The sequence below is a fragment of the Streptomyces mangrovi genome (assembly GCF_900114215.1).
GTDB classification, from domain to species: Bacteria; Actinomycetota; Actinomycetes; order Streptomycetales; family Streptomycetaceae; genus Streptomyces; species Streptomyces barkulensis.
The window spans coordinates 237,675-261,973 of record NZ_FOSG01000009.1 but is presented as its reverse complement, the minus strand read 5'-3'; the positions used below and the strand labels follow the sequence as shown (position 1 = coordinate 261,973).

14 protein-coding genes, 1 rRNA gene and 1 pseudogene are annotated in these 24,299 nt (G+C 74.6%); 9 read left to right on the top strand and 7 right to left on the bottom strand.

Translation table 11 applies throughout. The features are described from left to right. Positions 1 to 103: ribosomal RNA gene (locus BM237_RS15510) — 16S ribosomal RNA — on the bottom strand; the annotation flags it as partial. A 561-nt stretch (positions 104 to 664) separates the two neighbouring features. On the opposite strand from BM237_RS15510, the gene BM237_RS15505 reads away from it, so the two are divergent. Together BM237_RS15505 and ptsP are read left to right on the top strand one after the other, a co-directional pair. Next, positions 665 to 1,114 (top strand): PTS sugar transporter subunit IIA, encoded by a 450-nt coding sequence (locus tag BM237_RS15505; protein ID WP_093850224.1) that lies wholly within the window; start codon positions 665 to 667, stop codon positions 1,112 to 1,114. A 110-nt stretch (positions 1,115 to 1,224) separates the two neighbouring features. Then, positions 1,225 to 2,895, top strand: a complete 1,671-nt coding sequence (gene ptsP, locus BM237_RS15500) for a phosphoenolpyruvate--protein phosphotransferase (RefSeq protein ID WP_093850256.1) — start codon at positions 1,225 to 1,227, stop codon at positions 2,893 to 2,895. A 71-nt stretch (positions 2,896 to 2,966) separates the two neighbouring features. Here ptsP and BM237_RS15495 read toward each other — a convergent pair whose 3' ends face one another. Both BM237_RS15495 and BM237_RS15490 read right to left on the bottom strand, forming a co-directional pair. Continuing rightward, positions 2,967 to 3,893 carry a DUF8829 domain-containing protein gene (locus tag BM237_RS15495; protein WP_093850223.1) on the bottom strand — a complete coding sequence of 309 codons (927 nt, stop codon included), beginning with the start codon at positions 3,891 to 3,893 and terminating at the stop codon, positions 2,967 to 2,969. 78 nt (positions 3,894 to 3,971) lie between these two features. Then, positions 3,972 to 6,005, bottom strand: a complete 2,034-nt coding sequence (locus BM237_RS15490) for an acetoacetate--CoA ligase (protein WP_093850222.1) — start codon at positions 6,003 to 6,005, stop codon at positions 3,972 to 3,974. A gap of 251 nt (positions 6,006 to 6,256) precedes the next feature. Here BM237_RS15490 and BM237_RS15485 point away from each other — a divergent pair, with 251 nt between their 5' ends. The 5 genes and pseudogenes from BM237_RS15485 to glpK all read left to right on the top strand — a co-directional run bounded on the left by BM237_RS15485 (position 6,257) and on the right by glpK (position 13,814). Further along, entirely contained in the window at positions 6,257 to 8,638 is a 2,382-nt protein-coding gene (locus tag BM237_RS15485; RefSeq protein WP_093850221.1) for a glycoside hydrolase family 31 protein, read from the top strand. 167 nt (positions 8,639 to 8,805) lie between these two features. Continuing rightward, on the top strand, positions 8,806 to 9,600 hold the full coding sequence (locus BM237_RS15480) for a M15 family metallopeptidase (protein WP_245793641.1): 795 nt from the start codon (positions 8,806 to 8,808) through the stop codon (positions 9,598 to 9,600). Positions 9,601 to 9,879: 279 nt separating this feature from the next. After that, positions 9,880 to 11,064 (top strand): annotated as a pseudogene (locus BM237_RS15475) (EAL domain-containing protein); the annotation flags it as partial. 387 nt (positions 11,065 to 11,451) lie between these two features. Further along, entirely contained in the window at positions 11,452 to 12,186 is a 735-nt protein-coding gene (locus BM237_RS15470; RefSeq protein ID WP_093850218.1) for an MIP/aquaporin family protein, read from the top strand. A 107-nt stretch (positions 12,187 to 12,293) separates the two neighbouring features. Next, positions 12,294 to 13,814 (top strand): glycerol kinase GlpK, encoded by a 1,521-nt coding sequence (glpK, locus tag BM237_RS15465; protein ID WP_093850217.1) that lies wholly within the window; start codon positions 12,294 to 12,296, stop codon positions 13,812 to 13,814. 84 nt (positions 13,815 to 13,898) lie between these two features. Here glpK and BM237_RS15460 read toward each other — a convergent pair whose 3' ends face one another. Continuing rightward, positions 13,899 to 14,564 (bottom strand): GTP-binding protein, encoded by a 666-nt coding sequence (locus BM237_RS15460; RefSeq protein WP_093850216.1) that lies wholly within the window; start codon positions 14,562 to 14,564, stop codon positions 13,899 to 13,901. A gap of 208 nt (positions 14,565 to 14,772) precedes the next feature. On the opposite strand from BM237_RS15460, the gene BM237_RS15455 reads away from it, so the two are divergent. Continuing rightward, the gene (locus tag BM237_RS15455; protein ID WP_093850215.1) at positions 14,773 to 15,753 is read left to right on the top strand and encodes a Rieske (2Fe-2S) protein; all 981 of its coding nucleotides are present in this window, start codon (positions 14,773 to 14,775) and stop codon (positions 15,751 to 15,753) included. A gap of 71 nt (positions 15,754 to 15,824) precedes the next feature. On the opposite strand, the gene BM237_RS15450 is transcribed toward BM237_RS15455, so the two are convergent. Together BM237_RS15450 and BM237_RS15445 are read right to left on the bottom strand one after the other, a co-directional pair. Next, positions 15,825 to 16,301: a DUF742 domain-containing protein gene (locus BM237_RS15450; protein ID WP_093850214.1), complete on the bottom strand. Its 477-nt coding sequence runs from the start codon at positions 16,299 to 16,301 to the stop codon at positions 15,825 to 15,827. Between the two features lie 80 nt (positions 16,302 to 16,381). After that, positions 16,382 to 18,934: a sensor histidine kinase gene (locus tag BM237_RS15445; protein WP_342746238.1), complete on the bottom strand. Its 2,553-nt coding sequence runs from the start codon at positions 18,932 to 18,934 to the stop codon at positions 16,382 to 16,384. A gap of 179 nt (positions 18,935 to 19,113) precedes the next feature. Here BM237_RS15445 and BM237_RS30435 point away from each other — a divergent pair, with 179 nt between their 5' ends. Beyond that, positions 19,114 to 19,500: a hypothetical protein gene (locus BM237_RS30435; protein ID WP_342746237.1), complete on the top strand. Its 387-nt coding sequence runs from the start codon at positions 19,114 to 19,116 to the stop codon at positions 19,498 to 19,500. Between the two features lie 19 nt (positions 19,501 to 19,519). Here the strand turns inward: BM237_RS30435 and BM237_RS15435 are convergent, their stop codons facing one another. Then, entirely contained in the window at positions 19,520 to 24,283 is a 4,764-nt protein-coding gene (locus tag BM237_RS15435; protein ID WP_093850213.1) for a hypothetical protein, read from the bottom strand. Between the last annotated feature and the right edge of the window lie 16 nt (positions 24,284 to 24,299).

Sequence of the window (24,299 nt, the reverse complement as noted above, 5' to 3'; positions counted from 1 at the left end):
CGTTCGCCACTCTTCCCCTCCCGAAGGAGGTTCATCGTTCGACTTGCATGTGTTAAGCACGCCGCCAGCGTTCGTCCTGAGCCAGGATCAAACTCTCCGTGAATGCCTTTCCCCGTACTCGGGGTGTCACATCCGCGCAGAGCGGCACCGGCGGAAAGGAATGATTTCCGCGGTGCGCAGCGTCCTCGCTGTGTGATGTTTCAAAGGAACCTCATTCCCCGGCCGAGCGGCCCGGGAACGGGGTATCAACATATCTGGCGTTGACTTTTGGCACGCTGTTGAGTTCTCAAGGAACGGACGCTTCCTTCGGCACCCCTTCCGGGGCCCCTCCGGGCGCTTCCCTTCGGTGTCTCCGACACTATCAGCCTCTCCTCTGAATTCTGAAATCCGGTCTTCTCTGCGCGCGTGCAGAACCGAACCGGATTCTCGAGGGAGATGAAGGTCGGACGTCACTGGCGCCACTGGCGCCGGACGGAGGTACGAGAGTACAGGCGGGTGGGTACGGAGGCAAATCGCTTCGGCGGCTCCGGACAGGCCGCCACGCGCGCGCTCACCGGAACCGGCGGTTCCCATGTCATACGCTTCAGATCAGCTCGCCGATTCAGGACAACTCAGGACACACGACGACGGTGACCGCTCGGTCCCCGCGCCTGGGAGGCTTTCCATGACCACCGTGACGTCCCCGCTGGCCGGACGTGCCATCGGCCTCGCGGCCGTGCCGGATCCGGTGTTCTCCGGAGTGATGGTGGGACCCGGTACCGCCGTCGACCCGGCCCGTGGGCCGTCCGTCGCCGTGGCCCCGGTCGACGGCATCGTCGTCTCACTGCACGCGCACGCCTTCGTCGTCGTGGACGCTGAGGGACACGGGGTGCTGACGCATCTGGGCATCGACACCGTGCAGCTGAACGGCCAGGGCTTCGAACTGCTGGCCGCCAAGGGCGACACCGTGCGACGCGGTGACCCGATCGTCCGCTGGAACCCGGTCGAGGTGGAAGCCGCGGGGAAGTCTCCGGTGTGTCCGGTTGTCGCGCTGGAGGCCACCCCGGACGCACTCGCCGACGTGGCCGAGAGCATCGACGTACCCTCCGGCGGCACGCTGTTCACCTGGCGGTGACCCACCGCCCTCCCGCCGGCCGCGAGGTCTTCGCGGGCGGCGGGCAGGAGGCGGGCACGTCCCGCCACGAGACGGAACCGGCCGGAGATCCGGAGACGGGTGAGGGTGAGATGGAGACAACGCTTCGAGGGATCGGGGTCAGCCACGGGGTGGTGATCGGCGAGGTGCGGCACATGGGCACCGCCGAGCTGGAGCCGCCGACCCGGCAGACCACCCGGGACGAGGTGCCGCACGAGCGGAGGAGAGCGCGTCAGGCGGTGGAGGCCGTGGCCGCCGATCTGACCGCGCGGGGAAACCTGGCGGGCGGTGAGGCCCAGGCCGTGCTGGAGGCACAGGCCATGATGGCCCGGGATCCGGAGCTGATCGCCGATGTCGAACGGCGCATCGCCGTGGGCAGCACCGCCGAGCGTGCGGTGTACGACGCCCTTGCCGCCTACCGGGCGCTACTCGCGGGGGCCGGCGACTATCTCGCCGGGCGGGTCGCGGACCTGGACGACGTGCGGAATCGGATCGTCGCCCGGCTGCTCGGGGTCCCGATGCCGGGAGTGCCGAACAGCGACAGGCCCTATGTGCTGGTCGCACGTGATCTGGCGCCCGCGGACACCGCGTTGCTGGATCCGTCGCTCGTTCTCGGTTTCGTGACCGAGGAGGGCGGCCCCACCAGCCACAGCGCCATTCTGGCCCGGTCGCTGGGGGTGCCCGCGGTGGTGGCTCTGCGGGGCGCCGTCGAACTGGCCGAGGGGACGGTCGTCGCGGTGGACGGCAGTACGGGTGTGGTCACCGTGGACCCGGACCCGGAGCAGCGGGAGGAGATGCTCAGGATCGCCGAGGAGCGCAGGGCCGCGCTCGCCTCCGCCACCGGCCCGGGCGCGACCTCCGACGGGCACAAGGTGCCGCTGCTGGCGAACATCGGCGGCCCGGCGGATGTGGCGGCCGCGGTGGAGGCGGGCGCGGAGGGAGTCGGCCTGTTCCGTACCGAGTTCCTGTTCCTGGACTCCGGTGGGAAGGCACCGTCGGAGAAGAAGCAGGTCGAGGCGTATCGGCAGGTGCTGGAGGCGTTCCCGGAGGGGCGTGTCGTGGTACGGGTGCTGGACGCGGGCGCGGACAAGCCGCTGGAGTTCCTCACTCCCGCCGAGGAGCCCAACCCCGCGCTGGGCGTGCGCGGGCTGCGTACGCTGCTCGGTCATCCCGAGGTGCTGCGCACCCAGTTGCGGGCGCTTGCCAGGGCCGCCGAGGGGCTGCCGGTGTATCTGGAGGTCATGGCGCCGATGGTCTCCGACCGGGCCGATGCCAGGGCGTTCGCCGACGCCTGCCGGGACGCGGGGCTGCGGGCGAAGTTCGGCGTGATGGTGGAGGTCCCCTCGGCCGCGCTGAGGGCCCGGTCGGTGCTGCAGGAGGTGGAGTTCCTGTCTCTGGGCACCAATGATCTGGCGCAGTACACCTTCGCCGCCGACCGGCAGGTGGGCGCGCTGGCCCGCTACCAGGATCCGTGGCAGCCGGCGCTGCTGGATCTGGTGGCCATGGCCGCGGAGGCGGCCGGCGCCGAGGGCAAGAGCTGCGGTGTCTGCGGTGAGGCCGCCGCCGATCCGCTGCTGGCGTGTGTGCTGGTCGGGCTGGGTGTCACGAGCCTGTCCATGGGGGCGAAGGCCATCCCCTACGTACGTGCGGAGCTGTCCAGGCGGACCATGGCCCAGTGCGAGCGCGCGGCGTCCGCCGCGCGTGCTTCGGACGGCGGTGAGCAGGCGCGGGCGGCCGCGCAGTCGGTGCTCTCCGGAGAGTGAGCGTTGCTGCACGCCGGCGTGTGGGGTTCCGGCCGCCCCGCGGCGGGACGGCCGGAACCGGAGAGCGGGAGTCAGTGGTCGTCCTTCCGCCGCTTGTGCCGTCGGTCCTCCGTCGTGCGCTCCGGCAGCGGGAAACCGGCCCGGTGGACGAGACCGGGCTCCGGTGGGACCGGGTCTCCCGTACGGGCGTCGGTGCAGTAGGCGGAGAAGACCTCCGCCTCGGTGAGGGGGCGGAGGCGGCCGTCGTTCAGGCTCCAGCCGCGCACCTGCTCGTTCCCGTCGCGGATGGTGCGCATCACCACTCCCCCGGGCCGTCCGGTGGCCAGCCCCGTGGCGAGGACCGCGCGGAAGGTCGACTCCTCGGCGGTGGCCGGCTTCTTGCCGCCGCGTGGCGTGCCCCCGGTGTGGAGGACGGCGACCAGGGGCCCGGTGGCACCGGTGACGCTGCACACCAGGTGGTGGGTGCCCGGGCCGGCTCCGGTGGTGAGCCGGTCCAGGATGCCGGCCGCGGTGTCGAGGGCCTCCTGCCCGAGATCCTTTCCGCAGCCGGGGCAGGGGCCGAGACCGGCGAGGGTGTCGGTGGCGCGTTCCCCGGCCTCCCTGCGCTCCCAGCCGTCGAGCAGCAGGGGCAGCAGCCGGTCCAGGGGCTGGCCCCGGTAGCGGACGGTGGCACCGGTAGCGGCGATCTCGGCCACGTAGCGCGCACGGCTGTCGGAGGTGTCGGGGTCGATCCGCTCCTGGGCGCAGAAGTGCGCGTAGTCGTCCGGTTCGAAGAGACCGACACGGGTGTGGACGCCCTGGGCGGTGAGCGAGCGCAGCAGTCCTTCCGTCTGCCGCAGGTAGTGGTGGTGGTCGTCGAAGGTGAACGTGGTGTAGCGGCGCATGGCCGCGAAGCCGGCCGGGTCGGCCACGACGGCGACCGTGCTGGGCGCCTCTCGGCGCAGGGCCCGTCGCGCCGTCTCCGGCCCGCGGCGGTCGCGCCTCTTGTGGTGTGTCATGTCGTCAGCCCCCTCGATTGCGTGTTCGTATGGTGACTCACCGTAATCGAGGGGGCTGACAACAGGCCTCGGGGAGGCTCAGGAGGCGCTGCGTTCCCGGGCCAGGCGTTCGTAGAAGCGCAGGAGTTCGACGTCGTCGACCGAGCCGGGGTTGACCGCCTTGTCGAGTTCGGCGCCCTGGAGGAGGCGCTTGACCGGAACCTCCAGCCGCTTGCCGGTGAGGGTGTGGGGGACGCCCTCGACCTCGATGATCTCGTCGGGGACGTGCCGGGGTGAGAGCTGTTCGCGGATGGCCCGCCTGATCCGGTCTCGCAGGGTGTCGTCGAGGCGGGCGCCCTGGGCGAGGTGGACGAACAGGGGCATCCAGTAGCCGCCGTCGGGCTGTTCCGCGCCGATGACGAGGGACTCGCGGATCTCCGGGAGGCGTTCGACGACCTCGTAGATGTCGGCCGAGCCCATGCGGACGCCCTGCCGGTTGAGGGTGGAGTCGGAGCGGCCGTGGATGACGACGGTGCCGCGCGAGGTGAGGGTGGTCCAGTCTCCGTGCCGCCACACGCCGGGGAACATCTCGAAGTAGCTGTCGCGGTAGCGGGAGCCGTCCGGGTCGTTCCAGAAGCGGATCGGCATGGACGGCATGGGTCGGGTGACGACCAGTTCGCCGACCTCGTCGACCAGCGGCCTGCCGTGCGGGTCCCAGGACTGCAGGTCGGTGCCCAGGCCGGGGGCCTGGAGTTCACCGATGTGGACGGGGAGGGTGGGGACGGCGCCGGCGAAGCAGCTGCACACGTCGGTGCCGCCGCTGACGGAGGCGATCCACATGTCCTGGGCGACCTCGTCGTGGATCCAGCGGAACCCGTCGGGCGGGAGGGGGGAGCCGGTGGTGGCGACGCACCTGACGCGGGAGAGGTCGAGGTCGCGGCCGGGGTGGACGCCGGCCTTGCGGCAGGCCATGACGTAGGCGGCGGAGGTGCCGTAGAAGGTGGCGCCGGTGCGTTCGGCCACGCGCCACTGGGCGTCGGTGCCGGGGTGGCCGGGGCTGCCGTCGTAGAGGACGACGGTGGTGCCGGTGAGCAGGCCGGAGACGAGGAAGTTCCACATCATCCAGCCGGTGGAGGTGTACCAGAAGAAGCGGTCGCCGGGGCCGAGGTCGCAGTGGAGGCCGAGCTGCTTGAGGTGTTCGACCAGGATGCCGCCCTGGGACTGGACGATGGCCTTGGGCAGTCCGGTGGTGCCCGAGGAGTACAGCACCCACAGCGGGTGGTCGAAGGGGACCTGGTCGAAGACCGGTTCGGCCCGCGTGCCGTCGGCGGCGGTCAGGGCGTCCCACTCCAGGGCGCCTTCGGGGGCCGGGGTGCCGAGCAGGGGGATGTGGACGACGGCGCGCAGGGAGGGCAGTTCGCGGCGCAGTTCGGCGACGGTGTCGGTGCGGTCGTGCTGCTTGCCGCCGTAGCGGTAGCCGTCGACGGTGAACAGGACGACCGGTTCGACCTGCTGGAAGCGGTCCAGGACGCTGCGGGCGCCGAAGTCGGGGGCGCAGGAGGTCCACACGCCGCCGACGGCGGCGGTGGCCAGCAGGGCGACGGCGGCCTGGGGGATGTTGGGCAGGTAGCCGCTGACGCGGTCGCCGGGGCGTACCCCGAGGCGGCGCAGTTCGGCGGCGAGCGAGCCGACCTGGCGGCGCAGCTCCGCCCAGGTGACGGGGACCGGATCGTGGGTCTCGTCGACGTACAGCAGAGCGGGGGTGTCGGCGCGGTCCGGGTCCTCGCCGGCGCGCAGGGCGTGCTCGGCGTAGTTGAGGGTGGCTCCGGGGAACCAGCGGGCGCCGGGCATGGCGGGGTCGGCGAGGACGGTCTCGTACGGGGTGGCGAAGCGTACGTCGAACCACTCGGCGACCGCCTGCCAGAAAGCCGCGAGTTCCTCGACCGACCAGCGGTGCAGCGCGGTGTAGCTCGCGGCCGGGTCGCCGGGGGTGGCGGCCGGGGCTCCGAAGCGTTCGGCGGCCCATGCCTGGAAGCGGGTGATCCGGGCGCCCTCGATCCGGTCGGGGCCGGGGCTCCACAGGGGCTCCGGCTGGTCTGCGGTCGTCGGTGCGGCGCTGTGCGCGGCGGTCATGGCGGCTCCCGGGCTGTTTTCACGCTTCGTGTGCGTTCGCCTCCCCGCACCGCTCGGCCCCTGGGATGGTGGCCGGGGGCGTGCGGGTGCGCGGCGGCTGTGCAGGACTGTGCCATGTGATCGGTTTCCGCACCAGGGCCGCTCCCCCATACCGGGGGGCCGGACGGTGTGGTGCAACCACGGGGGGACGTCCGGTGAACGGCGGTTGAACGCGGCACCGGCCGTTCGCCGGTGATGGCACTCTGATCAGCATGGATGCACGTGACCTGGTGCGGTCGGTGAGGTTGGTCGGTGCGGCGCAGGGGTTGCGTGCGGCCCGGGCCGCGTGGCGGGTGCGGCGTACGGACGCCCGGGCACTGCCGCGCGGCGGCCGGGAGCGGGCGCGGGTGCCGGGTCCGGCGCGGGGGGCCGAGCCGCGGCCGGGCGGTGGCGTGGTGCACTTCGAGCGGTCGTCGCTGCGGGTCCGGGTGACGGCGGGCGGGATGGTGTTCTGCGGCTGGGACGGCGCGGCGCCCGAGCCGTCGTACGCGCTGGCGGGCGCGTATCCGCAGGCGGATCCGCGGGCGGTGCTGGAGCCGGACAAGGACGGCGGCTGGCGGGTGGTGTCCGAGCGGGTGCTGGTGACGGTGACCCGGCTGGGTGCGGTGGAGGTGCGCACCCCGGGCGGTGTGGTGCTGCGTCGTGATCTGCCGCCGCGCTGGTGGGAGCCGGTGGACGGCGTGGCGGGGGGTGCGGAGGGCACCGCGGGGAGCCGCTGGACGCAGCGCTCGGAGGTGCCGGCGGACGCGCGGTTCTTCGGACTGGGCGGGCGGACGCCGGGACCGAGGCTGCGCGGCGGCCCGTACCGGTTGTGGAACGCGGGGCCGGTTCCGTTCCGGGCGGGGCGCGGCACGCGGTCGCTGACGATGCCGGTGCTGTGGGTGGTGGCGGACGCGGGCGGCCATCTGGTCTTCCACGACAACTCCTGGGACGGCATGGTGACGCTGCGCGAGGGTCTGGAGGGCGCGGGTTCCGGTCACGACCGGCCGGGCCGGTGCGAGGTGCGGATGTCGGGCGGTCCGCTGCGCTACTGGGTGCTGACGGGCGCGCCCTCTCGGGTGCTGCACGGCTGGCGGGCGCTGACGGGGGCGCCCGTACTGCCGCCCCGGTGGGCGCTGGGCCACCAGGCGGGCCTGTGGGGGACGGGGGGCGAGCGCGAGGTGCGGCGGGTGGTGGCGGGGTACGCCGAGCGGGGGCTGCCGCTGAGCGCCGTACATCTGGGGGCGGGCCATCACCGGGGGCGGCGGGGGTTCACGGTGGACTCCGGGCGGTTTCCGGACCTGCCTGCCCTGGCGGACTCGCTGCGCGGGTCGGAGGGGGGCGGGGTGCGGCTGGTGTCGTGCGTCGACCCCGCGGTGCGGGCGGAGCCGGGGGAGGCGGTGTACGACGGCGGGCTCGGCGAGGACGCCTTCGTCCGGGGGCCGTTGGGCGGGCCGGTGCGCGGGCTGGGCCCGGCGGGTGAGGCGGTGTACCCGGACTTCACCGATCCGCGGGTGCGCAAGTGGTGGGGAGGTCTGTACTCCGAGCGGCTGGGGCGGGGGTTCGCCGGGTTCTGCCACGAGATGAACGATCCGGTCTCCCTGGCGGCCTTCGGTGACGCGACGCTGCCGCGGTCGGCCGGGCACTGCCTGGAATCGCGTGGCGGCGACCACCGGGAGGCGCACAACGTCTACGCCCTGGCGATGGCCCGTGCGGGCTTCGAGGGGGTGCGGGGTCTGCGGCCCCACGAGCGGCCGCTGCTGCTGTCGCGCTCGGGCTGGGCGGGTCTTCAGCGCTACGGCGGCACCTGGACGGATCAGACGTCGGCCGGCTGGGAGGGGCTGCGGGACGCGCTGGCCCAGGTGATCGGCCTGGGGCTGTGCGGGGTGCCGTACTGCGGTGCGGACGTCGGGGGCCCGGCGGGGTCGCCGCGACCGTCGCCGGAGCTGTATCTGCGCTGGTTCCAGCTGGCCGCGTACCTGCCGCTGTTCCGCACCCCGGCCGTGCCGGGTTCCGGGCGGCGGGAGCCGTGGGAGTTCGGTTCGGAGGTGCTGGAGCACGCGCGGGCGGCGCTGCGCGAGCGGGAGCGGCTGCTGCCGTACTTCGCGACGCTGGCCCGGCTGGCGCACCGCTCGGGGGCTCCGTACGTGCGCCCGCTGTGGTGGGCCGCGCCGAAGGACCGGGCGCTGCGGGAGTGCGAGGACGCGTTCCTGCTGGGGGACGCGCTGCTGGTGGCGCCGGTGCTGGAGCCGGGGGTGGTGCGCCGTACCGTGCGGCTGCCGCGCGGGTGGTGGTACGACACGGCGACGGGGCGTCTGCACAGGGGCCCGGGCCGGGTGGTCGTCGAGGCTCCGCGGGCGCGGATCCCGGTGCTGGCCCGGGCGGGCTCGGTGGTGCCGGTGGCCGGGCCGGAGGGCGGGGTCGAGCTGGAGGTGTGGGCTCCGCCGCCCGGGCGTACGGGCGGCGGGGTGGTGGCCTCGGACCCGGGGGACGGTTTCGGGCGGGTGGAGCTGGAGCGGTTCTCGGTGCGGGTGCTGGGCCGGGAGGTGGTGGTGGCGCGGGAGGGGACTTCGGAAGTGGGGTACCCGGTGCGGGTGCGTGGCTCGGGGGCGTGAGCGCACGGAGGGCGCGGGGCGTGCCCGCGGGGCGCGCGGGCGGTCTTCCGCGACGCACCGGGCACCTGGTAGACGGAGGGGTCATGCCGATCAGGGAACCGATCACTTCGCCGTCCGCGCGGCCGGACGGGAAATCCTTTGGGCGAAGGCCCGGGGCGCGCGTGCCGGTGGCCGCGGTCCTCCTCGCGCTCGCCGTGCTCCTCGCCCCCGCAGTCCTCGTCGCCGCGGCGCCGTCCGCGCGGGCCGAGCCGGAGCCGAAGGCGCCGCCGGAGTTCGTGGCGCTCTCCGAGGTGGATCCGACGATCCTCCAGGAGATCCGCTACACCACGGCGCACAACTTCGTCGGTGATCCCGTGGACGGGTACCGCAAGCCGATGTGCCTGCTGACCCGCGACGCCGCCGAGGCGCTGCGCCGGGCGCAGTGGAAGCTGCTGTGGCGGGGGTACTCGCTGAAGGTCTACGACTGCTACCGCCCGCAGCGGGCCGTGGACCACTTCGTGGCGTGGGCTCAGGACCTCGGCGACCAGCGGATGAAGGAGGAGTTCTACCCACGGGTGGACAAGACGCGGCTGTTCTCGGACGGGTACATCGCCGAACGCTCCGGGCACAGCCGGGGCAGCACCGTCGACCTGACCCTGGTGCGGCTGCCCGCCTGGCCGACCCGGCCGTACACACCGGGCGAGCCGCTGACGCCGTGCTTCGCGCCGCGGGAGGAGCGCTTCCCGGACAACTCGGTGGACATGGGAACGGGCTACGACTGCTTCGACACCCTCTCGCACACGCTGGACCCGCGGATCACCGGTGAGCAGCGGGCCAACCGGCTGCTGCTGAAGGAGTCGCTGGAGGAGGTGGGCTTCGTGAACTACGAGGCCGAGTGGTGGCACTACTCCTTCCTGCGGGAGCCGTTCCCCGACACCTACTTCGACTTCCCCGTGCATCCCAGGTCGCTCACCGGACACTGAGCGGCATCCACCGGCCTCGTGTGCCGCCCGGTGCCGGTGTGCCGGGCGGAGCGGAGCGGCGGTACGGCACCACCCCCGTGGGTCCCGTACCGCCGTCGCCCGGTGATGGGGACGCGGCCCGCCCCACGACGGTTCTGGATTCGGTGCGCTGTCACCCGTTCGCCACGTTTGCCGAGCCTTCCGCCGTCGTCCGGGGCGGCGGGCCCGGGGCGCGGAAATGCTCGTGAACTCTGCGCGAACACCCCCTCCCGGCGCCTTCGGCGGCAGCATGCTGGTGTCGTGCGTGCCTGGACGAGCCAACTCCGATTCGCCTACCAGCCGGTCGTGGACCTCGGGACCGGTTCCGTGACGGCCCTGGAGGTCCTGGCCCGCTGCGGGGGAGGCGATGTCGTGGCCGAGGCGTGCCGCGATCCGGAGCTGGACGCCGAGCTGGCCGCGCTGGCCCTGCGGTCCGCCGCGCGCCGGGAAGGTCTGCTGCCCCTCCACGTCAATGTCTTCGCCGCCACCCTGGCCGGCCTCGGTGACCTCGCCGCGCTGCGCCGGGCCGTGCGGGAGGCCGGCCGCCGGCCGTGGGAGGTGACGCTCGACATCACCCCGCGGCCGGTGTCGGCGTCTCGTGAGGTGTCGGCGCCCCACGAGGCGCTGGTGTCGGCGGTCGGCGCGCTGCGCGAGGACGGCTTCCGGATCTGCGTGGACGGGATCGGCGCCGGGGACCCTCCGCTGCTGCTGCTCGCCGATCTCTCCCCCGATCTGGTCAAGGTGGACGCCGCCGTCGTGGCCGGGCTGCCGCACCGGCCCTCCTACCGTGCGGCGGTCGCCGGGCTGCGGCGGTTCTGCGACGGCGTCGGGGCGCTGCTGGCCGTGGAGGGGGTGGAGACCGAGTTGCAGTACGCGTCCGCGCGGGCCGCCGGCGCGCACCTGGCACAGGGGCATCTGTTCGCCCCGCCCGCGCGCCGTCCGGTCACCGAGGTCCGTGTGCCGGTCTGCCCGCCCGCCGCTCCGCCGGAGGGGAGGGACTCGCAGGGGCCGCCGGTCTCGGAGTTCCTGCACTCTGCGGCCCTGCTGCCGCTGTCGGCCTCCGCCTCCCAGGTGCGGGCGCTGCTGACCGGCTCGCCGGAATTGACCGGGGTGATGCTGGTGGATCCCGACGGGGTGCCGGTGCGCGCGGTGGACCGGGACCGCTTCCTGCTGGCCATGTCGGGCCGGTACGGCCACGCCCTGTACGCCGACCGGCCCGCGGTCCGGCTGGCGGACCGGCCGCGCACGGTCCGGGTGGGCGCCACCGCCTGGGAGGTGCTCGACGTGGTGGCCGCCGGGGACAGCAGCCGTACGGCCGACGACGTGGCGGTCGTGGACGAGGCGGGACGCTGCGTGGGAGTGGTGCGACTGGCCGAGGTGGTCAGGGCGCTGGCCGACAGCCGTCTGGAGGACGCCCCGGAACTGGACCGGCTCACCCGGATGCCCCGTCCGGGCGCGGGCTGAGCCCCGTCCGGGCCGGACGCCGGGCCGTCGGGCCGCCCGGACGGGCCCTGCCGGAAAGGCCGGTGGCCCGCGCCGTCCGCCTCTGAGACGTGCTGCGGGGTGCGGGACGGGAACGGGCCGCCTCGCCCTGCGGGTTGCCTTGACGGTCCTTCTCACCGGGGGAACACTTCCGATTATCAGACGGTATCGCCGCACGTCGGTCTCCATGACCGGATGCTCCCCGGGGCGGTTCCGCTGGACACGCACGCTCGTCGCGGACGCCGGGCGGGGCGCGGCCGCGCCGTGCCGCCGGGTCCGCCCGCACCGCACAACGCACCCCGCAGGGACACCCGGGGCCGCTGCCCGGGGTGAGGGCACGGAGGAGCGGCAATGAACCTTCCCACCAGCGACATCCTCATCGGCGAGATCATCGGAACGGCGCTCCTGATCCTCTTCGGAGCGGGGGTCAACGCCGCCATCACACTCAACCGCTCCAAGGCGCAGAACGCGGGCTGGATCGTCATCGCCTTCGGATGGGGCTTCGGGGTGCTCACGGGCGCCTACACCGCGGCGCCCCTGTCCGGGGGGCACATCAATCCCGCCGTGACCATCGGCATCGCCACCCAGACGGGTGAGAACTGGGACAAGGTCCCGGTCTACATCGCGGGGCAGATCATCGGTGCGTTCCTCGGCGCCGTGCTGGCCTGGCTGGTCTACTACGCACAGTTCGCGCTGAACCGCGACAAGGAGACCGCGATGCCGACCCTCGGCGTCTTCTCGACGATTCCGGAGATCCGCAGCCCGGTGGCCAACCTGGTCACCGAGATCATCGCGACCGTCGCCCTGGTGCTGCCGATCCTGGCCTTCGGCCTGACCGAGGGGCTGGGCGAGTCCGGCACCGCGCTCCTCATCGTCGCGCTGCTGGTCGTCGGGATCGGCCTGTCCCTCGGCGGCCCCACCGGTTACGCCATCAACCCGGCCCGCGACCTGGGCCCCCGCATCGCCCACGCGCTGCTGCCCATCCCCAACAAGGGCACCTCCGACTGGGGGTACTCCTGGGTTCCGGTGGTGGGGCCGGTCATCGGCGGCGTCCTCGGGGCACTCGTCTACAACCTCGCCTTCTGACCCGGGCCACGAGGACCGGGAACAAGGGCGGGAACAAGACCGGAGAAGGACCGGGAAGAGCGGGAAGTACCGAGGACGACCAGCACAAGGGGACCGGAGGAACCGCCATGACGGACACCGCAGCCACCTACGTCGCCGCGATCGACCAGGGCACCACGTCGAGCCGCTGCATCATCTTCGACCACGACGGCGCGATCGTCGCCGTCGACCAGCGCGAGCACCGGCAGATCTTCCCCAAGCCCGGCTGGGTGGAGCACGACGCCACCGAGATCTGGTCCAAGGTCCAGGCCGTGGTCGCGGGAGCGCTCGCCAAGGCGGGACTGCGCGGCCGCGACCTGAGCGCGCTGGGCATCACCAACCAGCGCGAGACGACCGTGCTGTGGGACCGCGCCACCGGCAGGCCGGTCCACAACGCCATCGTCTGGCAGGACACCCGCACCTCCGCGCTCTGCCGGGAGCTGGGCGGCGACGTGGGGCAGGACCGCTTCCGCGACCGGACCGGGCTCCCGCTGGCCAGTTACTTCTCCGGGCCGAAGGCCGCCTGGCTGCTGGAGCACGTGCCCGGGCTGCGCGAGCGCGCCGCCGCGGGCGAGATCGCCTTCGGCACCATGGACTCCTGGCTGATCTGGAACCTCACCGGCGGTACCGAGGGCGGTGTGCACGTCACGGACGTCACCAACGCCAGCCGGACCATGCTGATGAATCTGGAGACCCTCCAGTGGGACTCCTCGATCCTGGAGGCCATGGGCATCCCCGAGGCGGTGCTGCCGGAGATCCGCTCCTCGGCCGAGGTGTACGGAACGACCTCGGTGGGGACGAGCACCGGAGTGCCGGTGGCCTCCGCGCTCGGCGACCAGCAGGCGGCCATCTTCGGCCAGACCTGCTACGAGGTCGGCGACGCCAAGAACACCTACGGCACCGGTTCGTTCCTGCTGCTGAACACCGGCCACCGCCCGGTGGCGTCCAAGAGCGGGCTGGTGACCACGGTGGGCTACCAGCTCGGCGGCGAGCGGCCCGTCTACTGTCTGGAGGGGTCGATCGCCATCACCGGTGCACTGGTGCAGTGGTTCCGCGACCAGCTGGGGATCATCCGGGAGGCCTCCGAGATCGAGCCCCTGGCCGCGAGCGTGGAGGACAACGGCGGCGCGTACATCGTCCCGGCCTTCTCCGGCCTGTTCGCCCCGTACTGGCGCTCGGACGCACGCGGCGTCATCACCGGTCTGACCCGCTACGTCACCAAGGCGCACCTGGCACGGGCCGTGCTGGAGGCGACGAGCTGGCAGACGCGTGAGGTCGTCGACGCGATGTACCAGGACTCCGGGGTGGAGATCACCAGCCTCAAGGTGGACGGCGGCATGACCGCCAACGGACTGCTGATGCAGCACCAGGCCGATGTGCTCGGGGTGCCGGTGATCCGGCCGGTGATCTCCGAGACCACCTGTCTGGGCGCGGCGTACGCGGCCGGTCTGGCCACCGGGGTCTGGTCGGATCTGGAGGAGCTCAAGGCGCACTGGAGGAAGGACGCCGAGTGGACCCCGCGGATGGACGCGGAGGTCCGTGAGCGGGAGCACCGCAACTGGCGCAAGGCCGTCGAGCGCAGCTTCGGCTGGGAGGAGGACGGCGACTGAGCGGCCCTCCGCGGCGGGGGCCCGGCTCCGGGCCGGGCCGGGCCCGCCGTACGCCGGGGCGCGTGAGGTCAGGGGCGCGTGAGGTCAGGGGCGCGTGAGGTCAGGGGCGCTCCCGCGGCGGCCGGGGGCGCCGGCGGCCATGGCGTGCTCGACGACCGAGGCCAGCACCTCGCGCACGGAGCCGCGGTCGCGCACGTCGCACCGCAGGACCGGCACCGCCGCGTCCAGCCCCAGCGCGGCGCGCACCGCCTCCTTCGGAGGCCGGCGGGGGCCGTCGGAGCGGTTCACGGCCACGGCGTACGGAACGGCGTGCCGCTGAAGGCGGTCGAGCGCGCCGAGGCAGTCCCGCGGGCGGCGGGGGTCGGCGAGGAGCACCGCGCCGAGCGCCCCCTGGGCCAGCTCGTCCCACAGTGGCCCGAACCGCTCCTGCCCCGGGGCCGCGAGGAGGCAGAGGGTCAGCCGTCCGCTCAGGGTGATGCGGCCGAAGTCCATGGCGACGGTGGCGGCTTTCCGCTCGTCGGCTTCCTCCGCTTCCGCCGCTCCCCGCCCCTGCCCGGGGCCGCCGGACGGGGGGCGGGCCCCTGCCAGGAACTCCTCGGTGCGCAGCGGCCCGACCTCGCTGGCGGAGCCGACCAGGGTGGTCTTGCCCGCTCCCGGACCGCCCGCCACCAGCACCTTCAGCGCCACCGGTGAGGCGGCGGGAGCGCTTTTCCGGTGCTTCCGGCAGGCGCCGGAGTCCGCGAAGACCATCGGTTCTTCCTCCGCATCTCGCAGTGCGGCCCGCACTGTGCGGTGCCGCCCGTCGGAGCAAGAGATCGTTCCGTACCCGCGCGGTGACGACAAGTCCCCGAAGCGGCCGGGACGTGATCAGGCCAAGTACCGCCCGAGGCCGCCCGGTACATCCCTGTGCCACCTCCGCGGGTCGTTTATGTCCGCCACTGCCAGGGAACTGGGCGGTATGCCTGTTTCTCAGAACGTCCGCACAGCTTTCTCGGCCGCCCGGTCCGCCGCCCGGTCCGCGCTTCCGGATCCCGAGCGTCCGGGGCGGATCCTGACCGCGGTGGAGAGGCTGGAGAGCACTCCGCGTCTCGACGCCGCGCTCGGGCCACTGCGGCGCGCCGTACACGCGCTTCCGCTGGGCGGGGCACGCGACGCCCTGCACGGCCGCTGGCTGGGCCACGCGGTGCACCCGCTGATGGTGCAGGTGCCCATCGGAACCTGGATGTCCGCCGCCGTGCTCGATCTGCTGCCCGGGCAGCGCCGCGGCGCCGACGTCCTGGTGGGAGTCGGCCTGGCGGCCGCCGGGCCGGCCGCCCTGACGGGCTGGGTGGACTGGGCCGAGCTGCGCAAACCGCAGATGCGGGTCGGCCTGGTGCACGCCGCGGCGAACGCCGCGGCCGTCGGCCTGTACTCGGCCTCGCTGGGTGCCCGGCTGCGCGGCAGGCGGGCCCGGGGCCGCCTGCTGGGGTTCGCTGGGCTGGCCGTGGTGAGCGCTGGTGGGGCCCTGGGCGGCCATCTGGCCTACCGGCAGGCCGCCGCCGTCAATCACGCCGAGCAGGTGCCCGCCGTGGTCGGGCCCGGCTGGCACCCCATCGGTGACATGGCGGACCTGCCGGTCGGCGAGCCGGTCCGGCGGTACGTGGGCGAGACGCCGGTGGTCGTCGTCCGCGAGACCGGCGGGCAGGTGCACGCCCTGGCCGACCGGTGCAGCCACATGGCCGGACCGCTGTCGCAGGGTACGGTCGCCGACGGGTGCGTACGGTGCCCCTGGCACGGCAGCGTCTTCCGCCTGGCGGACGGCTGGAACGTACGGGGTCCCGCGACCTCCCCCCAGCCGGTCTTCGAGACCCGGCTGGTGGACGGCCGGGTGGAGGCACGCCTGATCCTGGATCCGGACCGGGCGCACCGCGCCGTGGCCGGATCCGCCGGACCGGCCTGAACGAGCCTCCTGAGGATGATCCAAGATGCCCGAGGCGCCCCGGGACTCCTCCCGGAGCGCCCGAAAGGAGCTCAGAGCGCCCGCAGGCCGTTGATCACATCGCGCAGGATGCGCTCGTCCGGCAGCTCGGCCGGGGGCACGGGACGGGTGACGCGGACCAGCTCGGCCTCGACGAGATCTCCGACCAGGACGCGTACGACGCCCACCGGCAGATCCAGTACGGCCGCCAGTTCGGCGACCGGCTGAGGGGCCCGGCGGCACCGGGCGACGATGTCGAGATGCTCCGGGCCGAGTACGCCGGTGCCGCCCGGGGCACCGGCGGTGCCGGCCCCGCCCGGGGAGGCCGGGAGCCGGGCTTCGGCGCTCCCGGCCGGCCCGGTGGCCGGGAGCGCCTCCGGGGATGCTTCCGCGGGCTCGGCCGGCGTCTCGGCGACCACCAGAGCGACCGGGTCGATACGGCTTCCGGTCGCGCTGCGGGTGCGGCCGCGCGTCATGGCGTACGGCCGTACCACCGGCCCTGCGGCGTCGTCGAACCAACGGTCCGTCATGGCGGACTCACCCCGCACCGGTCGCGTCGTGCCGGAGCGGTCCGGCCGGGCCCACCGAACCGTCCGGGAGCCGGTCCGGCTCACCCGTCGCCTCTATGGCGCCCTCCCCCGTGCCGTGCACTGCGGTCATCGGCCGTCCCCCTCCAGTGTGTCGGTCGCGGGGCCGTGTCGTCCGAACCGGTCCCACCGTCCGAGCCGTTCCCGTCCTCCGGGGCGTCCACACCCGTGCCGCCTGGGGAGTTCACGCTCTGCTGCCGACCGCGCCGCACTCCGTGCTGGAACGAGGCCATCCGGGCGCGCGCCCGGTCGGCGTCCCCTGCCCACTCCCGGCTCTGGCCCCGGCCCCGGTCCTCCTGTTCCCGCTCCCGGCTCCCGTCCGGTGTCCGGTGGGTGCCGGGCCGGAGTTCCCGGACGAGTCCGGCGCCGCCGCTCTCACCGGACGGGCGGTCGGAAGGGGGCCGCGGTGCCGGTTCACCGCGGTGGCCGGCGGCGTGTCCGCGCAGCAGGGTTCCGACGTCCGCGCCGGTCCCCCCGGGCCCTTTGGCGGGTGGTTCCGGTCCGGCCGGACCGGAACCACCCGCTCCGATGGCGGGCCGGGCGCCCCGCAGCGGGAGCCCCGCGGTGGTCCGGGCGCGGTCGTCGGCGCGGTGCTCCGCGGTGTCCGCCTCCTCCCCCGCCGCCACGGCGTTCCGGGAGACCTGGGGGATCTCGGTGAGCAGCGCGCCGGGGACGAGCACGACGGCGGTGGTGCCGCCGTAGGGCGAGGGCTGCAGGGAGACGCGGACGTTCTGGCGCCGGCCGAGCCGGGAGACGACGAACAGGCCGAGCCGGTCGGTGTCGGAGAGCCGGAAGTCGGGCGTCTCGGAGAGCCGGAGGTTGGCCTCCAGCAGCGCGTCGGGGGACATGCCCAGGCCCCGGTCGTGGATCTCCAGGGCGAAACCGCTGGGAACCCGTTCGCCGAGCACCTGGACCGCGGTGTGCGGTGGCGAGAACACCGTCGCGTTCTCCAGGAGTTCGGCGACGAGGTGGGTCAGGTCGGCGATGGCGGCGCCGTCGACCGCGAGCGGGGGCAGCCGCCGCACCTCGATGCGCTCGTAGTCCTCCACCTCGGAGACGGCGGCGCGGACGACGTCCATCAGGGGGATGGGCTTGCGCCACTGGCGGGAGGGCGTGGCGCCGGAGAGGATGACCAGGCCCTCCGCGTGACGGCGCATACGGGTGGTGAGGTGGTCGAGCCGGAAGAGGTCGGCCAGTTCCCCGGGGTCCTCGGTACGCCGCTCCATCGCGTCCAGCAGGGTGAGCTGGCGGTGGAGCAGCACCTGGCTGCGGCGGGCGAGGTTGACGAAGACCTCGGAGACGCCGCGGCGCATGTCCGCCTGTCTGACGGCGGCCTCGACGGCGGCCCGCTGGAGGGTGTTGAGGGCCTGTCCGACCTGCCCGATCTCGTCGCGTCCGTACTCCAGGCGCGGCGCCTCGGTCTCCACGTCGACCTGCTCGCCCGCGGCGAGCCGCCGCATGACCCCGGGCAGCCGTACGCCCGCCGCCTCCCCCGCCTCCCTGCGCAGGGCGCCGAGGTCGCGGACCAGGCCGCGGCCGATGCGCAGGGAGACGGCCACCGAGACGAGGACGGCCGCGAAGCCCAGGATCCCGACGACGGCGGCGCGCAGCAGCACGGAGGCGGCCTCCGGTTCGACTCTCCGGTGGTAGCGCTCCCCGGTCTCCCGGTCCATGCGCCGCAGCTCCTCCAAGGCGGTGCCGGAGGTCTTCCGCCAGCGCTCCGCGTCGAAGGCCTTCACCGCCCCCGCGGCGCCGGCGCCGATGATCTCGTCCTCGGCCGCGCGCAGGGTCCGGCCGTCGGCGCCGGACCAGAACGCCTGGTATCTCTCCCGGTCCTCGGCGGGAAGCACCGACAGGTGCGTGCGGTAGGTGAGTTCGCGTTCGGCCACCCGGTCGGAGACGGCCCGCAACTGGTCCTCGGTCATCCGGCCGGCGGTGAACGCGGCGGCCAGCAGGGCGTCCTGGCGGGAGAGGTACTCGCGGGCGCGGGAGAGGCCGATGAGGGCGCGACCCTCCCTCTCCAGCCGGACGTCGTCGACACCGCGCATACCGGTGAGGAAGGCGTGGCACGGGTCGATGAGGGCGTTGTACGCGTCGTAGGCGTCCTGGCGTTCGGCGGCGTTGTCCGTGACCCGGGCACGCACCTTCTCCAGCCGGTCGAGCGCGGCGAGGAGTTCGTCCAGGCGCCTGCGGGGATCGTCGTCCAGCTCACCGCGGATCTCCTCGCCCCCGGCCCGGGTGCGCAGGGCCGCCACCGCCTCGTCGGTGGCCTGCCGGCCGTCGTGCAGGGCGGTCAGGGAGTCGGAGCGGCGCGGGTCGGCGAGGTGGACGAGGGTGTGGCGGCGCTCGGTCTGGAGGGCGCGGACGGTTTCCTGGACCGGTTCGCCGAGCTCGCCCATGACGGTCGCGGCGTCGAGCAGCCGGTCCGCCTCACGGCCGGTGATCACGGTGGCGAACGCCCAGATCGAGGTGAGCGCCACCAGAGGGACCAGCAGCAGCGCCACGATCTTCCGCCGGATCGACTTGCCGCGAAAGCGCATGGCCTCCCCTGTGTCCGTCCCGTCGAACGGGAGCATGGGTTCCCTCAGCAAACGGCGCGAGCCTACTACTGGTAACGGACCGGCCGTGGTCGCGTTCGGGACATCGGGCGTCCGTACGGGCGCCTGTCGTGCGCTGTTGTGACGCTGTGTTGTGATACGCCGGATGCCGCACGGTGCGCGGGGAAAGCGCGCACGGCAGGGCACGGGGAGACCGCATGGGGCTGAGCAGGGCCGACTGGGGACCGGGTGGATTCGATCAGTTCCGATCGGACCGGGATGAGGACGAGGTGTACGAGGAGAGTGGAGATCCTGTGGCCACCGGTTCGGGGCTGCCCGACCCGGTGCGGGCGGCGGCCGTGCGCGCGGTCGTCCTCGTGGCCGTGACCCTGGTGCTGGTGATGGTCGCCGTCCTGTGCTCCCTGGCACAGGTGTGGCTGGCCCTCCCCATGGTGCTCGCGGCGGTGGCGGGCACGGTGGTCACCACCTGGGGGGTGCTGGACGTGTGGGTCACCCGGCAGATGTGGAACCAGCGCAACGGGGTGGTCTCCACGCCGAGCAGCGTGGCCCGCGAGCGCGGCGCCTTCCGCCGAAGACACGGCTGAGGCCCCCGGCCCGGGGGCCTCAGCCGGAGGCGCCCGGGGCGCTCGCCGTGGTGGTCCCCTCACCGGGGGCGGTCGGCGCCGGGACGGAGGGGGGCACCTCCTGCGTCCGGCCTGCGGCGGCGTCGGGGCGGCGGAACATCCGGGTGGCGGTGATCTCGCCGTGGACCGGTTCGGACTCCGGATCCCGCCTGGGCAGCCCGGGCCGCAGGTGCTCCTCGACGCTGATGTACTTCAGCCCCGCCCTCAGGTCGGCGTCGTTGCGCAGCCGGATCACCAGGGGGAACTCCGCCAGCGCCGTGGTGTCGAACAGACCGGTGGTGTAGAGGAGCTGGACGCCCAGCGCGTCGGCCACCGCACGCTGGAGCTCCAGCAGATAGGTGGCGTTGGCCCGGCCGATGGGGTTGTCGAGGAAGAGCGTGCCCGCGTGCCGGTGCCGGTCGCGGCCCCGGTCGTTGCTGCGCAGCGCGGCCATCGTGCAGTACAGGGCGATGGCCGCGGTCAGCAGCTGGCCGCCGGAGAAGACGTCCCCCATCTGCCCGACCGGCACCCGCTCGGCGCGCAGCACCGCGTCGGGCTTGAGGATCTCCACCGACACCCCGCGGGGCCGGAGAGCGGCGTGGACGCCTCGCAGCAGCAGTGTCATGCCGTCCCGGCGCAGGTCGGAGTTGCGGCGGACGGCCGCCCGGGTGGCCTCGTCGATGACCTCCCCCAGCCACTCGGTGAGGGCGGCCTGGTCGGGGTCGTCGAAGCGGATGCGCAGGAACTCCTGGCCGGACCACTCCCCCAGACCGCCGGGGAGCCTGGACAGGCGCTGCGCGGAGCGGAGGGTGGCCAGTGAGGACTCCACCAGGCCGCGCAGCCGGTCCACGATGCTGTCCCGGTTGCGCTCCAGCTGCTCCAGCTCGTCGGTCAGGACGCGCAGCCGGGGCTCGAAGGCGGCGGCCCAGGAGGCGGCGTGGTCGGGCAGGGCGGCGGCCGGGAGTTCGCGGATCTGCTGGCGGGCGGGGGTGCGCACCTGCTCGTAGCGGGTGGAGTTGGCGTGCCGCACCAGGACGTCGCTCGCCTCGCGCACGGCCGACTCGGCGGCGGTGAGGTCGGCGGCGCAGCCGCGCAGGGAGCGGCGGGCCTCGGCGGCCGCCTGCCGGGCCTGGTCGAGGGCGCCGGCGTACGGCTCGGGCCGCTCCCCGCCCTCCTCCGGGCCCGTGCCGCCCGCGCCGTGCGGATCGCGCAGCAGGTCGCGGAGCATGGCGGCCAGCTCGTCGAAGGCCCCGGCGGCGTCCTCGGCGGCGCGCTGGGCGCGCAGCAGCTCGGCGTGGGCGGCGCGGGCTGCCTCCAGTTCGCCGGTGCGGGCGGCCAGTTCGGTGTTGGCGCCGCGCAGCAGGGTCTGGGCCTGCTCGGCGTCGGCGGGGGCCAGATCCTGCGGCAGGTCGGTGTAGGCGTCCCGCTCCTCGCCGGGGGCCAGTCGTTCGGCCTCGCCGCGCAGCCGGCCGAGCTGCTCGCTGGCGGTCGAGGCACGGGACTCCAGCATCTGGACCAGGGTCTCGGCGCGGGCCGCGGCGGCCTGCCGGGAGGGGCCGTCGGCGCCGTCGGGGCCTTCCAGGAGCTGGGCGGCTCGGGTGCGGACCTTGTTGGTGAGCCGGTCCAGGGCGGCGCGTGCGGCGCTCTCGTCGCCCTCGGCACGCGCCTGTTCGGCGCGCAGGTCGGCGCCGACCCCGACCTTCTCGTAGAGCTGGGAGGCCGCCCGGTACGCCTCGCGCAGGGCGGGCAGGGAGGCAGGAGGACCGGCGGGGGACGCGTCGGTGTCCGAGCCGTCGGCCGTGTCGAGTGTGTCGGGGGCGCCCGCGATCTCGGCGCGCTCGGCGCGCAGCGCGCGGGCGGTACGGCGCGCGTCGTCGGCGGCGCGCTGGGCCGCGCGCCGGTCCTCGTCGGCGGCGCGGGCCCGCTCCAGACAGGCGCCGGCCCGGGCCTCGGCCTCGGCCGCCTCGTCGGCCAACTCCCGCAGCCGGGCCTGCCACTTGGCGCGCTCGCGCAGCCGGAAGGCCAGTCCGGCCAGGGCGTCGGCGGAACGGCGGGCCTGCTGGGCGCGCTCCTGCCTCTCCTCGCGTACGCGGGCGGCCTCGGCGGCGCTCTCCTCGGCCTCGGCGGCGGCGGCGCGGGTCTCCTCCAGGTGCTGCCGGGCGGTCTCGGCGGCCTCGGCCGCGGCCCGGGCCCCGGCGGCCAGCTCGGCCAGGCGGCCGGGCGGGCAGCCGGTGCGCCAGGAGGCGATCCGCGCGGCCAGGGAGCGGTCGGCGGACAGCCGCGCGGCCAGGGAGCGGATCTCCTCGTCACGGGCGGTGGCGCGCTCGCGCAGCCGGCGGCGCTCGTCGTCGGCCGCGTACTCGTCGTGCATGGCCGGGTTGGGCGGCACGAGGAACACGCCGGAGCCGTCCAGGGCTCCGGCGCTCTCGCCGCCGGGTGCGGGGACGGGCGCCAGCAGCGCGGCGGCGGTGCCGACGGCGACGGCCGAGCGGGGCAGCAGGGCCGCGCCCGCCAGGACCTCACGGGCCCGGGCGTGGCTCTCGGGGTCGGTGATGACGACACCGTCGACCAGCTCGGGCCGGGCGGCCAGGACGGCGGCGTGGTCGGCCGGGTCCACGGACTGGGCGAGGTAGCGCCAGCCGGGCAGGGCGGGGATGCCGTGCTCGCCCAGGTACTCGACGGTGGCCAGGACGTCGGGGCCGGGCGGCAGCAGTCCGCCGTCGCCGAGGGCGCCGAGGATGCGGGAGTCGTCGGCGGCGGCCGTGCGCAGGTCGAACAGCTGGCGCTCGGCGGTGGCGACCGACTCCTCCAGCAGCTCGCGCAGGGTCTCGGCGTTGCGGTCCAGCCCCTCGGCGTCCAGCGCGCCGGAGGGGCCGGGGCCGGCGGGACCGTGCTCCGGGGAAGCCGCCGGTCGCTGTCCGCCGGGCAGCCCCAGCAGTTCGGCGAGCCGTTCCTCGGCGCCCAGCGCCTCGGCGGCGCGCCGCTCGGCGGCGTACGCGCTCCCGGCCGCCTCGGCGGCGTCCGCGGCGCGGGCCGCGGCCAGTTCGGCGCGGGAGCGGGCCGCGGCCGTCTCCCGGGCGCGGTCGGCGGCTCGGTGGGCGCTCTCGCGCGCGGTCTCCCAGGCGGCGACGGCTTCCTTCTCGGCGTCGCTGGCGGCCAGGGCGGCGCGGGCCGGGTCGGCGTCGGGCGAGGAGCCGTCCAGCCAGCCGGCGCGTACGGCCTGGGCCGTCTCCTGCTCGACCTCGGCCAGGCGCTGTCGCAGATGCTCGCCCTCGCTGCGGGCGCGCTGGGCCTCGGTGGCGGCGGCGGTGGCGTCGCGGTGGGCAGCCTCGCCCTCGCCCTGCAGGGCGGTGGAGCGCTCCTCCTCCTCGGCCGCGAGGTGCTCGGCCTTCTCCGCGGCGGCGTGCAGGGCGCGCACCAGGTCGGTGGCGGCCCGGGCGCGGGCGGCCAGCGCGGGGGCTGCGTCGCGCTCGGCCTCCCGGATGGCCGCGGCGACCCGGGCGGCGCGGTCGGCCGCGGCGCGGTGCGCCAGCACCGTCTCGGCCGCCTGCCAGGCCGCGTGCAGGGTACGGGCGTCGCTCAGCTCCCGGCGCTGGGCGGCGGCGCTCCTCTCGCCGGCGGCCAGTGCCAGACAGGCGTGGCGGTAGGCGAGTTCGGCCGCGACGAGCCCGGCGCGCTCGCGTTCGCCTTCGGCGGCGGCGGCGGACCGGGCGGCGTGGTCGGCCCGCTCGGCGAGTTCGGCGGCGCGGCCGCGCTCCTCGGTGCCGCGGGCGGACAGCCGCCGGGCCAGGGTGCGGGTGCGCTGCTCGGCTCCGGCGTGGACGGCGCGGGCCTGCTCCCGGTGCCGGGCGGCCTCGTCGATACGGCGCAGCAGGTCCAGCGACCCGGCGGTGAAGTCCTTCTCGGCGGTGAGTTCGGCGCGGCGGCCGAGCTTGTGGGCGAAGCCGTGCACCAGGTCGGCCAGCCCGTCGGTGTCGCGGGTGTCGGTGACGGCGCGCAGCAGCAGATCGGTGAAGTCGGAGTCGTTCTTGACGGCGAACAGGCCGGCGGCCTCTCCCTCGTCGGCGTTCATCTCCCGCTGGTAGCGGAAGAGTTCGGGGTCCAGGCCCAGGTGGCCCAGGTGCTCGTTCCAGCGCTCGTGGACCTCCTCCCAGACCACGTCGAGGTTCGGGTAGGCCTTGCCCGTCTCCACCAGGACGTCCCGGAAGCCCTTCATGGTGCGGCGCCGGCCGCGGGCGGCGGAGGTGCCCTCGGCGACGGGCCGCAGCGCGGTGGACTCGGCCACCGGCAGGGAGTCCAGGTTCATGCCCGGCCCGGGCCGGAAGCTGTACCAGGCCTCGGCGAACTTGCGCGGGTCGCTGGAGACCTGGCGGCCGCGCCACTCGCTGACCTTGCCGACGACGACGGTCTCCCCGGTGAGGGTGTGCTGCCACTCCAGGGCGACGTGCCCGCAGTCGTCGGCCAGCAGGAACTTGCGCAGCACGCCGGAGCTGGCGCCGCCGAGGGTGTTGCGGTGGCCGGGCAGCATCACCGAGAAGATCAGCTTGAGCAGGACGGACTTGCCGCCGCCGTTCTCCAGGAAGAGCACTCCGGCGGGCGCGGGGCGGCGCGGCGGGCCGATCGGCTCGTCCTCGAAGAAGTCCGCCTGGGCGGGGGCGGGGCTGGGCACCGGCTCGCCGACCCCGCGCAGGTCCAGCACGGTGTCGGCGTAGCGCGCACCGGCGGGCCCGATGGAGTAGAGGCGGATCCGGGACAGCTCGTACATGGCGGCGGGGCTCTCG